At 72.5% G+C, this 15,253-nt stretch carries 9 protein-coding genes, 1 tRNA gene and 2 pseudogenes; 9 read left to right on the forward strand and 3 right to left on the reverse strand.

Going from position 1 to position 15,253, the window contains the following annotated elements; translation table 11 throughout:
* Positions 1–29: 29 nt before the first annotated feature.
* Positions 30–755: a VC0807 family protein gene (locus E6R18_RS26570; protein WP_136319432.1), complete on the reverse strand. Its 726-nt coding sequence runs from the start codon at positions 753–755 to the stop codon at positions 30–32.
* A gap of 249 nt (positions 756–1,004) precedes the next feature.
* On the opposite strand from E6R18_RS26570, the gene E6R18_RS26575 reads away from it, so the two are divergent.
* The 6 genes and pseudogenes from E6R18_RS26575 (at position 1,005) to E6R18_RS26600 (ending at position 8,590) form a co-directional block, all read left to right on the forward strand.
* Complete coding sequence (locus E6R18_RS26575; RefSeq protein WP_136319433.1) at positions 1,005–1,817, forward strand: hypothetical protein; 813 nt, start codon at positions 1,005–1,007, stop codon at positions 1,815–1,817.
* Between the two features lie 46 nt (positions 1,818–1,863).
* Positions 1,864–2,427: pseudogene (locus E6R18_RS26580) on the forward strand (DUF4291 domain-containing protein); the annotation flags it as partial.
* Positions 2,428–2,805: 378 nt separating this feature from the next.
* Complete coding sequence (locus E6R18_RS26585) at positions 2,806–5,469, forward strand: alpha/beta fold hydrolase (protein WP_168712445.1); 2,664 nt, start codon at positions 2,806–2,808, stop codon at positions 5,467–5,469.
* Complete coding sequence (locus E6R18_RS26590; RefSeq protein ID WP_136319434.1) at positions 5,466–6,344, forward strand: ABC transporter permease; 879 nt, start codon at positions 5,466–5,468, stop codon at positions 6,342–6,344. The genes E6R18_RS26585 and E6R18_RS26590 overlap by 4 nt, the downstream gene beginning before the upstream one ends.
* A gap of 133 nt (positions 6,345–6,477) precedes the next feature.
* Positions 6,478–8,049: a von Willebrand factor type A domain-containing protein gene (locus E6R18_RS26595; protein ID WP_136319435.1), complete on the forward strand. Its 1,572-nt coding sequence runs from the start codon at positions 6,478–6,480 to the stop codon at positions 8,047–8,049.
* 91 nt (positions 8,050–8,140) lie between these two features.
* Complete coding sequence (locus E6R18_RS26600; protein ID WP_136319436.1) at positions 8,141–8,590, forward strand: DUF1772 domain-containing protein; 450 nt, start codon at positions 8,141–8,143, stop codon at positions 8,588–8,590.
* Between the two features lie 358 nt (positions 8,591–8,948).
* Here E6R18_RS26600 and E6R18_RS26605 read toward each other — a convergent pair whose 3' ends face one another.
* A complete protein-coding gene (locus E6R18_RS26605; protein ID WP_168712446.1) occupies positions 8,949–10,091 on the reverse strand; it encodes a Fic family protein in 1,143 nt (380 codons plus the stop codon).
* Positions 10,092–10,462: 371 nt separating this feature from the next.
* On the opposite strand from E6R18_RS26605, the gene E6R18_RS35050 reads away from it, so the two are divergent.
* Positions 10,463–10,993 (forward strand): RNaseH domain-containing protein, encoded by a 531-nt coding sequence (locus E6R18_RS35050; protein ID WP_240799862.1) that lies wholly within the window; start codon positions 10,463–10,465, stop codon positions 10,991–10,993.
* A 302-nt stretch (positions 10,994–11,295) separates the two neighbouring features.
* On the opposite strand, the gene E6R18_RS26615 is transcribed toward E6R18_RS35050, so the two are convergent.
* A tRNA-Arg gene (locus E6R18_RS26615) sits at positions 11,296–11,368 on the reverse strand.
* A 318-nt stretch (positions 11,369–11,686) separates the two neighbouring features.
* Between E6R18_RS26615 and E6R18_RS26620 the strand changes: the two genes are divergently transcribed.
* Positions 11,687–13,339 (forward strand): dynamin family protein, encoded by a 1,653-nt coding sequence (locus tag E6R18_RS26620; RefSeq protein ID WP_136319449.1) that lies wholly within the window; start codon positions 11,687–11,689, stop codon positions 13,337–13,339.
* Positions 13,336–15,250: pseudogene (locus E6R18_RS26625) on the forward strand (GTPase). The gene E6R18_RS26620 and the pseudogene E6R18_RS26625 overlap by 4 nt, the downstream one beginning before the upstream one ends.
* Positions 15,251–15,253 lie beyond the last annotated feature (3 nt).

A 15,253-nucleotide genomic window follows, 5' to 3' on the forward strand; every position in this document is an offset into this window, starting at 1 on the left:
AAGCGGCCCTGCGGAGTTCTACGGGACGGTCAGCGCTCCGCCGTACGGACCTCGTCCTCGATCATCCGCTCCATCGGCGCGACCGCGAACCGGCCCGAGACGACGAACGCCAACACCATCGCGACCATCAGGACCACGGTCCCGGCCCACACCATCGTCTCGACCGGCACGGTGTACGCCCCCACGGCCCGCACCGCGCACTCGGCGAGCAGCGCCCCGCCCCACACCGCCGAGAACCGCACCTCGGCCCGCCGGAACGCCGACGAACCGGCCGAAAGCCGCTCCCAGGCAGCCGACTTGGCGGCCTCACCGCGCGTCAGCCACGGCCGCAGACCCGCCGACATCATCGGCCGCCCCCGCAGCGCGGTCACCAGGAACGTCAGCCCGATGGTGCTGCTCACCGCGCTGTCCTTGAGGAGCATCAGCCGCGGGTCACCGGCCACCAGACCCAGCAGCAGCGAGACCGCGTTGACCGACACCATCAGCGCGGCAAGCCCGTTGAGCCGCCGCTCGCACACCACGCCCCACACGGCCCGCACCGCCGGCACCACGCTGCTCCAGGCCAGCGCGCCGAACGTGCCCAGACCCGCCGCCTTCAGCGCGTAGTAGGAGGCGAGCGGCACCCCGACGTCCACCAGGAGCGGCATCAGGCTGTCCAGGAGGGCCTTGCGGGGCGCGATCGGAGCGGCGGCGGGGGCAGTGGGGGCCGGGGCGGCGGCGACAGGTGCGGTGAGTGTGGCGGCCGGGCTGCTCATGTCGGTTCCTCCCGTTGCGGCGGCGCCTTCGTGGCTCCCGCTCTCGACACGTACAGACTCTCGCCCCGGCCCCCCTCCCCGGCAGAGCCGCGTGTACCGACCTCCGCATGACGAATGTCATTGCTTTCAGGCGCGGTTGTACGGCTCCGAGCGCGTGACCGGATCGTTGCCGTACGGCGTACAACCGTGAACGGCCCTTCGCGGTCCCACAGTCGGTACGGTTTTCAAGGAAAGAGTGAGCGCACCCATATGACGAAGAAGTTGTGGAACGCGGTGGTCGCCGGGGGAGCGGTGGCCGTGTTCACCGCGATGACGGCGGCGCCCGCCGATGCCGCGACGGGCGGGGTCTCGTACTCCCAGCTCTCGATCAACGGCGGCAAGCCGATCGTGATCGGCATCCAGGAGACGGTCAGGGTGCCGGTGACCTTCCGGATGACGACTTCGCGCACCTGGCGCTGGGCGCCGGTCGTCTACCTCTACCGGGGAAAGGGCGACTACTGGGAGTCGGACAGCCTGCGCAGCGGCTTCGGCGCTTCCGACGACTACTGCCCGACCAAGGGCAAGGGGAGCTGCGTGATCAATGACGGGTGGCTGTCCATCAGCCCGACGGTCCTCGACGCGAATGGGTTCGCCGGTACCTGGAAGAGCGGTGCGTACCTTTCCCTCCCCAAGGACGACGATGTCTCCACGGACCTGAAGCGCTCGGTCCAGGTCCAGCGCGCCACCCGCGTCACCGTCGATGCCGCGCCCGAGCCCGTCGTCAAGGGCAAGACGATCACCGTGACCGGCAAGGTCTCCCGGGCCAACTGGGAGACGCACTCGTACCAGGGGTACGGGGGCCGCACGGTCAGCCTGCAGTTCAAGGCGGACGGCGCGTCCTCGTACACGACGGTCAAGAAGGTGACGTCCGGGTCGACGGGGGCGCTCAAGACCACGGTGAAGGCCGCCAAGTCGGGCACCTGGCGGTGGAATTACTACGGGAACTCCACCTCCGGGGCGAAGGCGTCGACCGGGGACCACGTCATCGTGTGGTCCGGCGTCCGCGTGATGCACGCGCGGTAGGAAAACCCGTTCGCCGTCCCCCACCGCACGGTGCTGTGATGCCCGTATGACCGCATCCGCGACCACCGCGCCCGCGTACGAGATCCGCGCGCTCCACACCGCCACCACCGTGACCGTCTACCAGGCGTACACCCCGTCGCTCGGGCTGCCCGCGGCCCGCGACGGGCGTTTCCCGGACGCCTGGAAACGTGACCGCATGACGTGGATCAAGCCGAGCTTCCTGTGGATGATGTACCGCTGCGGCTGGGGGACGAAGGAGGGCCAGGAGACCGTCCTCGCCGTCGAGATCACCCGCGAGGGCTTCGACTGGGCCCTCGCCCACGCCGCACTCTCGCACTACGAACAGGGCGTGCACCCGGACCGCGCCACCTGGCAGCGCGACCTGCGCCGCGCCCCCGCCCGCGTCCAGTGGGACCCGGAGCGCGACCTGCACCTGAACCGGCTCCCGTACCGCTCGCTCCAACTCGGCCTGGCGGGCGAGGCGTCACGGCGGTACGCGGACGAGTGGACGGTCGCGATCCGCGATGTCACGCCGGCGGCCCGGGAGATCCACGAGCTGGTCCGGGCGGGCCGCACGGACGCGGCGGCCGCACTGCTGCCCGAGGAGACCGCGTACCCCCTCCCGGAGGGCACCCCGCTGCCCGTGGCACCGGCCACCGACCAGGCCGCCCTCCCCACCGCGGTCATGGAGCCGCCGTCCACGGCCGCGTGCGCCGCCTCGGCCTCCCGAAGCCGCGGCGACACCTCCCAGGCCGCCGTCGTCTTCCCCGCGCCCGCGCGTCCGCCGATCAGCAGTACCCCCGGTTGATCCATGGCGGCGGCGTTCCAGACCGCCGGGGCGGTACGCGACGCAATCGGCGCGGGCGCGAAGCCGCTGCCGTATACCGCGTGCGGAGTACGCGGGGGCGGTGGCGTACGCCTTGAGGAGGCCCGGGACTTCCGCCTGACGGCAGACCGGGCCAGGTGGCGGGCCGCATAGGCTCGACCCATGGAGACCCCTGTTGCGCGTACGTCCCGGTGGCGGCGCCCGCTGCCCCGCACCCGAGGCCGGTGGGCGGCGGGCGTGGCCGCGCTCCTCGTGCTGGCCGGCGCGGGCACCTGGACGGCGGTGGCCGACGACAGCGCGCCGGCCGTGCACCGCGAGGACCGGATGATGCGCGTCGACGGGGTGTCCCTCGACACCTCGTACTTCACCAGCGGCGGCACCGGGCGCCGCCCCGCCGTCCTCATCGGCCACGGATTCGGCGGCAGCAAGGCGGAGACCCGTGCTCAGGCCGAGGAGTTGGCCGCAGACGGGTACGCCGTGCTCACCTGGTCCGCGCGCGGATTCGGGAAGTCCGGCGGCAGGATCGGGCTCAACGCCCCCGACCGCGAGGTCAAGGACGTCTCCCGGCTGATCGACTGGCTCGCCGGCCGGCCCGAAGTACAGCTCGACGCCGAGGGCGACCCCCGGGTCGGCGTCACCGGGGCCTCGTACGGGGGCGCCATCTCGCTCCTGGCCGCCGGGTACGACCACCGCGTCGACGCCATCGCCCCGCAGATCACCTACTGGAACCTCGCCGACGCGCTGTTCCCCGACGGGGTGTTCAAGAAACTCTGGACCGGGGTCTTCATCAACAGCGGTGGCGGCTGCGGGAACTTCGAGAAGCAGCTGTGCGACCTGTACGAACGAGTCGCCGTCAGCGGCAGACCGGACACCGCCGCGCGCACCCTGCTCACCGAACGGTCCCCGAGCGCCGTCGCCGACCGCATCAAGGTCCCCGCGCTGATCGTGCAGGGTCAGACCGACTCCCTCTTCCCGCTCGGCCAGGCCGACGCCATGGCCAAGGCCATCGCGGCCAACGGCGCCCCCGTCTCCGTCGACTGGATCGCCGGCGGACACGACGGCGGCGACATGGAGACCGGCCGGGTGCGAAAGAGGATCGGGAACTGGTTCGACCGCTATCTGAAGAAGGAGAAGGGCGCCGACACCGGCCCCGCCTTCCGCGTCACCAGGACCGGCGGCATCGACTCCACAGACGGCGCCGCCCTCACCCGGGGCGCCACCAGCGACACCTATCCGGGACTGCACAGCGGCGGCGAGCCCGTCGAACTGCGCGGACGCACCCAGAAGGTGACCAATCCCGCCGGAGGCAACCCGCCGGCCATCTCCGCCGTCCCCGGAATCGGCGGCTCACTCGCCCAGCTCTCCACCCTCGGCGTCGGCGGCCTCTCCCTCGACTTCCCCGGCCAGTACGCCCGCTTCGACTCCGCCCCGCTGACCACCTCGCGCCGCATCACCGGCGCACCCACCGTGCGGGTGACCGTGCGCGCCGACAAGGGTGACGCGGTGCTGTTCGGCAAGGTGTACGACGTGTCCCCGGACGGCAAGCAGCAGGTGCTGCCCGCCCAGCTCGCCGCCCCCTACCGGATCACCCCCGCCCAGCAGGGCAAGCCCCTGGAGCTGACCCTGCCCGCCGTCGACCACGCACTCGACGCGGGCCACCGCCTGCGCCTCGTGCTCTCCGCGACCGACCTCGGCTACGCGTCCCCGGCCGAGCCGGCCACGTACACCGTCTCCCTCGACGGGCCCCTGACCATCCCCACCGCCCCCGCGCTCACCACCGCGTCGGCCGCGCTGCCCTGGTGGACCTGGGGGCTCCCGGCCGCCGCCGTCGTGATCGCCGCCGCCCTGCTGCTCACCGCCCGGCGCCGTACCGCCACCCCCGCGCCCGATCCCGCGCTCGCCGGCGTACCGCTCCAGATCACCGGCCTGTCGAAGAAGTACGCCAAGTCCGCCGACAGGTATGCGGTCCGCGACCTCTCCTTCCGTGTCGAGAAGGGGCAGGTCCTCGGCCTCCTCGGCCCCAACGGCGCCGGCAAGACCACCACGCTGCGCATGCTCATGGGGCTCATCACCCCCGACGACGGCGAGATCCGCGTCTTCGGGCGGGCCATCCGGCCCGGCGCGCCCGTGCTGTCCCGGGTCGGCTGCTTCGTGGAGGGCGCCGGATTCCTGCCGCACCTGACCGGCCGCGCCAACCTGGAGCTTTACTGGCAGGCCACCGGACGCCCCCACGCGGACGCGCGCATCGACGAGGCCCTGGAGATCGCCGGTCTCGGTGACGCCCTCGCCCGCGCCGTGCGCACCTACTCCCAGGGCATGCGGCAACGCCTCGCCATCGCCCAGGCCATGCTCGGCATGCCGGACCTGCTCATCCTGGACGAACCGACCAACGGGCTCGACCCGCCGCAGATCCGCGAGATGCGCGAGGTGATGATCCGGTACGCGGCCGGCGGCCGCACCGTCATCGTCTCCAGCCACCTCCTGGCCGAGGTCGAACAGTCCTGCACCCACCTGGTCGTCATGGACCGGGGCCGGCTCGTCCAGGCGGGCCCGGTCGCCGAGATCACCGGCTCCGGCGACATGCTCCTGGTCACCGCCGCCGACGCACTCGCCGAACCCCTCGTGGAGAAGATCGCCGCCCTGCCGGGCATCGGCTCCGCCGTCCGCACCGACGACGGGCACGGGCTGCTGGTCCGGCTCGACGGGGCGGCCCCGCCGCAGCTGATCGCCGAACTGGTACGCCTGGACGTGCCACTCACCGGGGTCGGCCCGCACCGCCGCCTGGAGGACGCCTTCCTCACCCTGATCTCCGGAGGCACCGCATGAGTACCGCAGCCGACCTCGCCGCGGCCCCCGAGGCTCCCGGCTACCGCGCCCGCCACACGCTCCCGCTGCGCGTCGAGGCGGTCCGGCAGCTGCGCAGGCGGCGCACCCTGCTCATGGGCGGGGTGCTGGCCGCGCTGCCGTTCGTCCTGATCATCGCGTTCGCGATCGGCGGCACCCCGGACGGCGGGCCCGGGGGCGCCGAGCGGATCACGCTGATGGACACCGCGACGGCGTCCGCCGCGAACTTCGCCGCGACCTGCCTGTTCGTCTCGGCGGGCTTCCTGCTCGTGATCCCGGTCGCGCTGTTCTGCGGCGACACCGTGGCCTCCGAGGCGAGCTGGTCCTCGCTGCGCTACCTGCTGGCCGCGCCCGTGCCCCGGGCCAGGCTGCTGTGGAGCAAGCTCGTCGTCGCGCTCGGATTCAGCCTCGCCGCGATGGTGCTGCTGCCGCTCGTCGCGCTCGCCGCCGGCGCGGCCGCGTACGGCTGGGGGCCGCTCGAACTGCCCACCGGGGGCGAGCTGGCGGCCGGGGACACGGTGCCGCGCCTCGCGCTCGTCGTCGCGTACCTCTTCGTCTCCCAACTGGTGACCGCCGGGCTGGCGTTCTGGCTGTCCACGAAGACCGACGCCCCGCTCGGCGCGGTCGGCGGAGCGGTCGGGCTGACCATCGTCGGCAATGTGCTGGACGCGGTCACCGCGCTCGGCCACTGGCGCGACTTCCTGCCCGCCCACTGGCAGTTCGCCTGGGCCGACGCGCTCCAGCCCGGCATCGAGTGGGGCGGCATGGTGAAGGGCGCGGCCGTATCGGTGACGTATGCCCTGATCCTGTTCGCTCTCGCCTTCCGGGGGTTCAGCCGTAAGGACATCGTGTCCTGACCTTGACATTCCACCGGTTTCCCGCTCGTCGTTGCCGCATCGAGATCGTTCCGCAACGCTTTCGACCGGTCCGCGCACCCCGTTCGCACGTCACATTCACCAGTGCTGGCATGACGACACAGGGGGTTACGGCATGGAACGCCGCACACGGAAGTACCGGGGAGCGCTGGGGCTGCTGCTCGCCGCGGGCGTGCTGCTCACCGGCTGCACGGGGGAGGCGGGCCGGGACACGTCGTCCGCCCGGCGGCGCGGGGGAGCACCCGCACCGGCCTCCACCGGAGGCGCCGCCGACGAGGCGAAGGGCGGGCAGGGGAACGAGGCGGACCGGCTGAAGGAGTCCGCCCCGCCCGACTACCTCTCCACCTTCGCGCTGGACGTGGACACCGCCTCGTACGGCTATGCGCGCCGCACCCTGGCCGACGGCCGGCTGCCCGGTCCGCAGACCGTACGGCCCGAGGAGTTCGTCAACAGCTTCCGCCAGGGCTACCGCCGCCCCGAAGGCAACGGCTTCTCGGTCTCCGTCGACGGCGCCCGGGCCGGCGGCGAGGACGGCGACTGGTCGCTGCTCCGGGTCGGCCTGGCCACCAAGGCCGCCCCCACCACCGCCGAACGGGCCCCGGCCGCGCTCACCTTCGTGGTCGACGTCTCCGGCTCGATGGACTCGTCCGACCGCCTCGGACTGGTGAAGACCTCGCTCGGCATCCTCACCGACGAGCTGCGCGACGACGACGCGGTGTCCCTGGTCACCTTCAGCGACGAGGCGAAGACCGTCCTGCCCATGACCCGGCTGCGCGGCCACCGCGGCGAGATCCACGACGCCGTCGACTCGCTGAAGTCCGCCGACTCCACCAACGTGGGGGCGGGCGTCAAGCGCGGCTACGAGGAAGCGGTGGAGGGCCGCCGCAAGGGCGCCAACAACCGGGTCGTCCTGCTCTCCGACGCGCTGGCCAACACCGGCGACACCGACGCCGACGACATCCTCGAACGGATCGACTCGGCCCGCCGCGAGTACGGCATCACCCTGTTCGGCGTCGGCGTCGGCAGCGACTACGGCGACGCCTTCATGGAACGGCTGACCAACAAGGGCGACGGCCACACCACGTACATCGCCGACGAGGAACAGGCCCGCAAGGTCTTCGTCGACCAGCTCCCCGCCCACCTCGAACTGACCGCCCGCGACGCCAAGGCGCAGGTCGCCTTCGACCCGAAGACCGTCGAGAAGTTCAAGCTGGTCGGCTACGAGGACCGCAAGGTCGCCGACGAGGACTTCCGCGACGACAGCGTGGACGGCGGCGAGGTCGGACCCGGCCACACCGTCACTGCCCTGTACGCGGTGCACCTGCGCGACGGCGCGTCCGGCCACGTGGCCACTGCGACCGTGCGCTGGCTCGACCCCAAGACCCGTACCCCGCACGAGAAGTCCGGCTCCGTGGAGACCGGCGCGATCGGCGGCGGGCTGTGGGGCGGCAAGAGCACCCGGCTCCAGGTGGCGGCGGTCGCCGCGTACTTCGCGGAGACCCTGCGCGGCGGCGGCCTGCCCGGCGCGCCCGGTCTCGGTGAACTCGCCACCCGCGCCCGGAAACTGGCCGCGACGACCGAGGACCCCTCGGTGACGAAGCTGGCCGACGCGATCGGCCGCGCCGACCGGCTCAAGAGCGGCGAGCGGGACGGCGGGGGAGACGACGGGGAGGGCGAGATGGACTGACGGGCACCCGGCGGCGGACCCGAGGGGAGCGGTTCGCACACATCTGCGAAATCCGGCGGTGCGGCCGCTTCCCGCAGGCCATCATGGCCCCATGGCCTCCCTGTTCCTCACCCTCGCCCTGATCGCGACCGGTCTCTACGCGGGCTTCCTGCTGACGTTCCTCATCGCGGTGATGCCCGGTCTGGCCGCCCTGTCCGACGAGGGTTTCACCACGGCGATGCGCCGCCTCAACGAGAAGGTGCCCGGCCCCGTCTTCCTCGTGCTCTTCCTCGGCGCGGTCGCCTTCCCGGTGGTCCCGGTCCTCACGGAGTCCGGCGAGCGGAGCTGGCCGCTGCTGACCCTGGCGCTGGCCTGCGCCGTCGTCTCCCACCTGGTCACGATCGCCGGCAACATCCCGCTGAACAAGGCGCTCGCCGACTCCGAGGGCGGCGACGACACCGCGGCCCGCGCGGCGTTCGAAACCCGCTGGAACGCCCTCCACTACTTCCGGACCGCGCTCTCGCTCCTGGCCTTCGTCCTGCTGGCGGTGGCCACGACCTGAAACCGGCAGGCGCCGAACCGGGTTTATGCCGCCACTACGCGGGCCTCGCCACCGTGCTGTGACCTGCCGCGCGAACCTGCCGCCGACAGGACGAAGGCCCTCCCGGGGGAGGGCCTGGTCGGGCTGGGCCGATGCGCCCCCGGCAGGACTCGAACCTGCGGCCAAGTGCTTAGAAGGGGCTTGCTCTTTCGGTTTCGTTGGGCCGGCACCAGTTTGGCCATGCTGTACGCCACCTACGCCCGCTGCATCGTCGGCCAGACCAAGGAACTGGAGGCCCGCATCGAGCCAGCGCAAAGCCTTTCGGCGCTGGAAGGCGCGGCGGCGTAGCGCGACTCGGCGGCGCCAGAAGTACGCACGGTCATTGCGTACGTCGGTAGGGATCCGTGTACGGCTCCATGGACTGGCGCACCTCTTCCCGGACCGGGGCCATGAGGGGGCCGGGAGCGTAGTAGCGGGCGCGGGCCTTGCCGTGGGGGACGAGCCAGCCGCGGGCCACGAGCTCCCGGATGTCGCGGATAGCTTGCTGGTCGCTGAGATCGGCGTCCTGCTGGTAGACGGTGCGGCGCACCTTCGCGTCCGAGAAGGCGGGCAGCAGGGCATAGACCACCCGCTCGTCCAAACCGGCGGCCTCGACGCCTTCGACCAGACGGGTCCAGGCCCGCGACATGACGTCGAAGCGGCGCTGGGCCTGCTGGGCCTGGCGATGGTGAGCGGTCAGGCAGAATCGGACCCAGGGGCGGGTATCCCGCTTGGGGCTCCAGTGCGGTCCGCCCACCTCCTCCAGGATCTGGTAGTAGGCGTACGTGTTCTGTCCCCGGCCGAGCCATTCCTCGATGGAGGAGAATTCGGGCGGCATCAGAGCCTCGCGGGAGAACACCAGGGTGGACAGAGCGCGGGACATACGTCCGTTGCCGTCTTTCCACGGGTGAATCTTGACGAGGTTGAGGTGGGCCATGGAGGCGCGGACGTGGACGGGTGTATCAAGGTCGCCCTCGTTGAGCCAGTCGATGAACTCCGTCATCAGGGCGGGGACGTCCGCCTGGTCCGGGGCGGTGTAGGCGGGGACCAGGGGGTCGTCGGGGCTGGTGACGTAGACGGGTCCGTCGCGCCAGCGGCCAGGGCGTTTGTCGAGGTGGTGGCCCTGCAGCATGAAGTGCAGGCCGTTGAGCAGGCCGGCATCGTACCGGAAGTCGTCTCCGGCGTCGGCGAGGGCCTGGATGTAGGTCATGCCTCGCTGGTAGCCCTCCAGCTCGGCACGCGTCTTATCCCCGGTCTCCAGTGGTTCCTCACCGGACATGAGGGCTTCCACGTCGTCGACCGTTGCTGCGTACCCCTCAATGGTGTTCGATCCGGCGATCGCGCGGGCGGTGAGGTTGCGGCGCAGCTGGCGGGTCCAGCGTGGGGTGGCCCGGAGCATGTGGCGCAGGGAGCGGCGCATACTATCGATTTCGTCGAGGGCGCGGCGGTCGTCGGCGTCCAGGGAGGGTGTTACGTACAGCATGACTCCATGACACGATAATTGTGTCGCGGAGTCAATCTGGCACCGATGTGATTCCTTCCCCTGGCCCGCAGCTCCGTTGCTGCTGTGGGCCTCCGGCTGTGGCGTGCAGTCTCCCCCTCTCCTGCGCCAGCGGCCGAGGCTGATGCCGTTGTGCGCACGGTGGGAGTGTGGGTGGTAGCAGGTGTCGCGCCGTGCGAGATCACTCACGCACAGAACAGCAGGCTTCATTGGCCATGGCTGTAGGACGCGGCCGGGTTGCGCGGGATCTGATTCGGACGGGCCACGCCCCCCCGCAAGCCGGCTCGACGACGAGCTCCGCCTTGTACGCGTCCGAGGACGCGGCGGGCGGGAGGCCGCGCAGTGGTGGGGCTTTGGCGGTACCCGGTAAGCCGTATGGCCAGCCGGCCGGCTTCTGGGCCCAGACCATCCCGCCGCAAGGCGGGGCCTTATTCGGGGACCGGATCTTCTGCACCACCACGGAACGCCCCGGTACCGACACCGTGTCGCCCGCCCTCGACCGCCTGGCCGCCAGGGTCAACGCCGCGGGCAACCTCACCTCGCAGGCGGGCACCGGCGCCTGGAACTCGACCTTGCTCGAGATCGCGGTGCTCGGCTGCCACGCGAACAACGACGCGGGCGCCCTTGCCCTGGGAAAGCCGGACGATGCCGAGGCTCTGGCCCTCGCCGTACACCAACTGCGCCAGGCACCGGACTATGCGGCGGCGCTGTCCCTGCCGCTCCCGCTTCACCTGGCCGGGCTGGCGCAGGCATACGTCCTCCCGATGCTCGTGGAGAGTGATGAGAATTCAGCAGGAGTGACGGCGGGGCCAACTGTGGAGCAGGAGCAGGGGGCGCGACGGACAACGATTCGGACCCGGACCTCATGGACGCGGCGGGGCTGACCACGGAACCCGAAGGGGGAGACGACGAGGGGTGAGGCTCGTCTCTGGCAGGGCCTTGGACCATGGGACGAAGCGCTTTTCCGGGGGAGCGGCCGATGCACAGCCGCTGGCTCCGCGACTTGTGTGGTTCGGCGGCGGTGCCACGTCGGGTGGTGGGCGCCGAGGATGGAGCAGCTTGAGTCAGCAGTCACGAACAGGGCAGGCGCCGCTTTGGCGCCCGCTCGCGCTCCTGGGTAACAAAAAAGCCCTCCGCAAGCGATCTTGCGGAGGGCTCGAAATGGCCTCTGACCTGAATAAACGTGCGCCCCCGGCAGGACTCGAACCTGCGGCCAAGCGCTTAGAAGGCGCCTGCTCTATCCACTGAGCTACGGGGGCCGGGTGGTGGCTGCGGTGGTCTGGAGCCCCGGGACCCGGGCGGTCCGTGACCTTGCCGGGACAAGGATAGGGCTCCGAATGGCTCGACCCGGTTGCTTCACCTGCGTGGCACGATGTGGAGGTTCGGTGAAGCGAGACGATAATCGCAGGTAGGTGCGAGTCACGCATCGCTTTTGACGTCTCACGCCCCGGGTGTTGTGCAGTCGTTATGCCTGCGCCCCACTCATCCCCTCTGTCCGGACGGGGGAACCGGCGCGCAGAGGTGGCTATACGCTTCAAAAAGGCGCCAAAATTGGGCATTCTTCGCATGTGGTGACCTTGGACGTACGGCCTCAGCTCATCGACGCACTTTCCGCCCTGCGCGACCGTGTCGCTGCCGTGCGTCTCCCACTCCCGCTCCCAGAGGCCCCCCGCGCCAGGCAGACCCGGATCGAGCTGCTCGCTCAGCTCGACGACTACCTGCTGCCCAGGCTGAAGGACCCCGAGGCGCCCCTGCTCGCCGTCATCGGCGGATCGACCGGCGCCGGCAAGTCGACACTCGTCAACTCCCTCGTGGGGCGCCGGGTCAGCGAGGCGGGGGTGCTGCGCCCGACCACGCGTACGCCCGTCCTGGTCTGCCACCCGGACGACCAGCACTGGTTCGCCGGCGTACGGGTGCTGCCGCAGCTCACCCGGGTCTGGCTGCCGCCCGAGGAGTACGCCGACCCCGGTCAGTGCGACGACCTCGACGGCCTCGACGGGAACGCGGCCGAGGAGGGCACCGCCCTGCGCGTCGAGACGGCCACCGGGCTGCCGCGCGGACTCGCCCTGCTGGACGCCCCCGACATCGACTCCCTCGTCGTACGCAACCGCGTCCTGGCCGCCGAACTCATCTGCGCGGCCGACATCTGGGTCATGGTCACCACCGCCTCCCGGTACGCCGACGCCGTGCCCTGGCACCTGCTGCGTACGGCCAAGGAGTACAACGCCTCGCTCGTCACCGTCCTGGACCGGGTCCCGCACCAGGTGATCGCCGAGGTCTCCCGGCAGTACGGCGCCCTGCTCACCAAGGCCGGCCTCGGCGAGGTGCCCCGCTTCACCATCCCCGAACTGCCCGAATCGGCCGGCGGCGGCAGCGGACTGCTGCCCACCACCGCCGTAGCCCCGCTGCGCGCCTGGCTCACCCACCGCGCCCAGGACCCGGCGGCCCGCCAGCAGGCGGTCGGCCGGACCGCCGCCGGGGTCATCGACTCCCTGGACGTACGGATGCCCGCCCTCGCCGGGGCCGTCGCGGCGCAGTACGCGGCCGCCGTGCGGCTGACGGGCGTGGTCGAGGACGCGTACGGGAAGGAGGGCGCCCGGGTGCGGCGCAGGCTGAAGAACGGCGGCGCGCTCGCCGGTGACGCCCGGACCCGGTGGCGCGGCTACCCGCTGTACAGCACCTCCGAGGAAGTGCTCGACGCGCTCGTGGAGAGCCTGGCAGCGCTCCTGGAGTGCGCCGTCGCCGCCGCCGACGAGCAGATCCGCACCACCTGGCGGCGGGAGCCGGCCGCGGCGGCGTTCGCCTTCGAGGCGGCGGGCCGCGAGGAGGGTGGCTGGGGACCGGCCGAGGACGTCCGGGGCCGGATCGACATGACCGTACGCCGGTGGCGCCGGATCCTGGAGGAACTGGCCGAGGAGGAACTGCGCCTGATGGAGCGCAACACCGCCCCGGACCCCGAGACCGTCGCCGCCCTGCTGGCCGCCGCCCTGCTCGGTGGCCGCCGCGCCCGCACCGCGGGGGAGCAGCTCGCCGAACGGATCGGGGCGCAGGGCGCGCTGCGGCTGCGCGACAAGGGCGGCGCGCTGCTCACCACCTATCTCGACCATGTGCTGAACGGCGAACGCGACCGGCGGCTCGCGCCCCTGGACGCCCTCGACGTGGCCCCCGAACCGCAGGCCGAACTGATCGCCGCGCTGTCCCTACTGCAGAAGGAGAGGTGGCAGCGATGACTGCCGTCACTGACGAGAATCCGGGACAGGGCCACGGCAGGATCCGCAGCCGCGGCCGCCGCTCCGATGCGGTGGGGTGTTCGCAGGAGGCGTCCGGGCCCGGCGCGGGCTGGGACGACGGGCTGATCGCCCGCCGGGCCCGGGCCGCCCGCGAGGAGACCGCCCCCGAGGACACCCCGGAAGCCGCGGCGGACCTGGACGACGACGGACGGCCCCAGGTCGAGGCGTACGTGTCCTCCGGCAGCCCGCTCCGCCCCCGCCTGGACGCCCTGCGCGAACTCGTCGGACTCTCCAGGGCCCGCCTGGACCGGGCCGCCCTCGCCGAGGCGGGCCGGGTGCTCGACGAGGCGGCGGCCCGCCAGCGCCTCTCCTCCCGGCACACCGTCGTCGCCATCGCCGGTGCGAGCGGCAGCGGCAAATCGACCCTCTTCAACGCGTTGGCCGGCGCGCAGCTCTCCGAGACCGGGCTGCGCCGCCCCACCACCGCCCAGCCCCTGGCCTGCTCCTGGACGGACGGGGCGGCCGGCCTCCTCGACCGGCTGGCCGTGCCCGGACGGCTGAGGCGCAGGCCGCAGCCGGGCGGCGCGGCGGCCGACGAGGCGCTCCAGGGCCTGGTCCTGGTCGACCTGCCCGACCACGACTCGGCGGCGAGGGGCCACCGCGACCAGGTGGACCGGGTGCTGGCGCTGGTGGACGCGGTGATCTGGGTGGTGGACCCGGAGAAGTACGCGGACGCGGCCCTGCACGAGCGCTACCTGCGGCCGCTCGCCGGCCACGCGGAGGTCACCTTCGTCGTCCTCAACCAGATCGACCGGCTGCCGGGCGAGGCCGCCGACCAGGTCCTGGACGACCTGCGCCGGCTGCTGGACGAGGACGGCATGGCGCTGGGCGAACACGGCGATCCGGGGGCGACCGTGCTGTCCCTGTCCGCGCTGACCGGCGACGGCGTGGGCGAACTGCGCGAACTGCTCGGCCGGTTCGTCCAGGACCGCACGGCGGCCACCCGGCGGCTGGCCGCCGACGTGGACGCGGCGGCGGCCAGGCTCCGCCCGGTGTACGTCGCCGAGGGGCGGCCGGGGCTCGGGGAGCGGGCCCGTGAGGAATTCGCCGACCGGCTCGCGGAGGCCGTGGGCGCGGCGGCGGCGGGACAGGCGGCCGAGCGCGAGTGGCGCCGCAACGCCGGACGGGCCTGTGGCACGCCGTGGCTGCGGCTGTGGCGCTGGTACGAGTCCGCGCGGCAGCCCGGGAGCCGGGACCGCGCGCCCCTCGCCGCCCCGCCCGAGGAACGGCTCACCGCACGCCAGCGGGTCGAGCAGGCCGTGCGCACGGTGGCCGACGACGCCGCCGCCGGGCTGCCCGGACCCTGGGCGCAGGCGGTGCGCGAGGCGGCGGTGCACGGGGCGCGGGGGCTGCCCGACGCGCTGGACGAACTGGCCGGGGCGGCGGAGGGCCGGGGAGCGGACCCGAAAGCGGACCCGGGAGCAGCGGGAGCGCAGGCCGCGGGCGGTGCGGCCGGTGCGGTGCCGGGCGGTGCGGTGCCGGGCGGCCCCGCGCCCCGCCTGGTGGCCGGCGGCCGTCCTGGCGCAGGTGGCGATGACGCTGCTGCAGATCTTCGGCGGCCTGTGGCTGGCCGGTCAGATCATCGGGGTGCTGGAGCCGGGGCTGCTGACGCCCGCTCTGGTGATGCTCGCGGGGATCATCGGCGGCCCACTGGTGGAGTGGGCGTGCGCGGCGGCGGCCAGGGGGCCCGCACGACGGTACGGCCAGGAGGCCGAGCGGCGGCTGCGCGAGGCGGCGGCGGCCTGCGGGCGGGCCCGGGTGCTCGACCCGGTCTCGGCCGAGCTGGTGCGCTACCGCGAAGTGCGCGAGCGCTACGTGGCGGTGACGGAGTTCTCCACAACGGGCCGTTAGTCC

The organism is Streptomyces sp. A1277 (genome assembly GCF_004795015.1).
Taxonomy (GTDB): Bacteria; Actinomycetota; Actinomycetes; order Streptomycetales; family Streptomycetaceae; genus Streptomyces.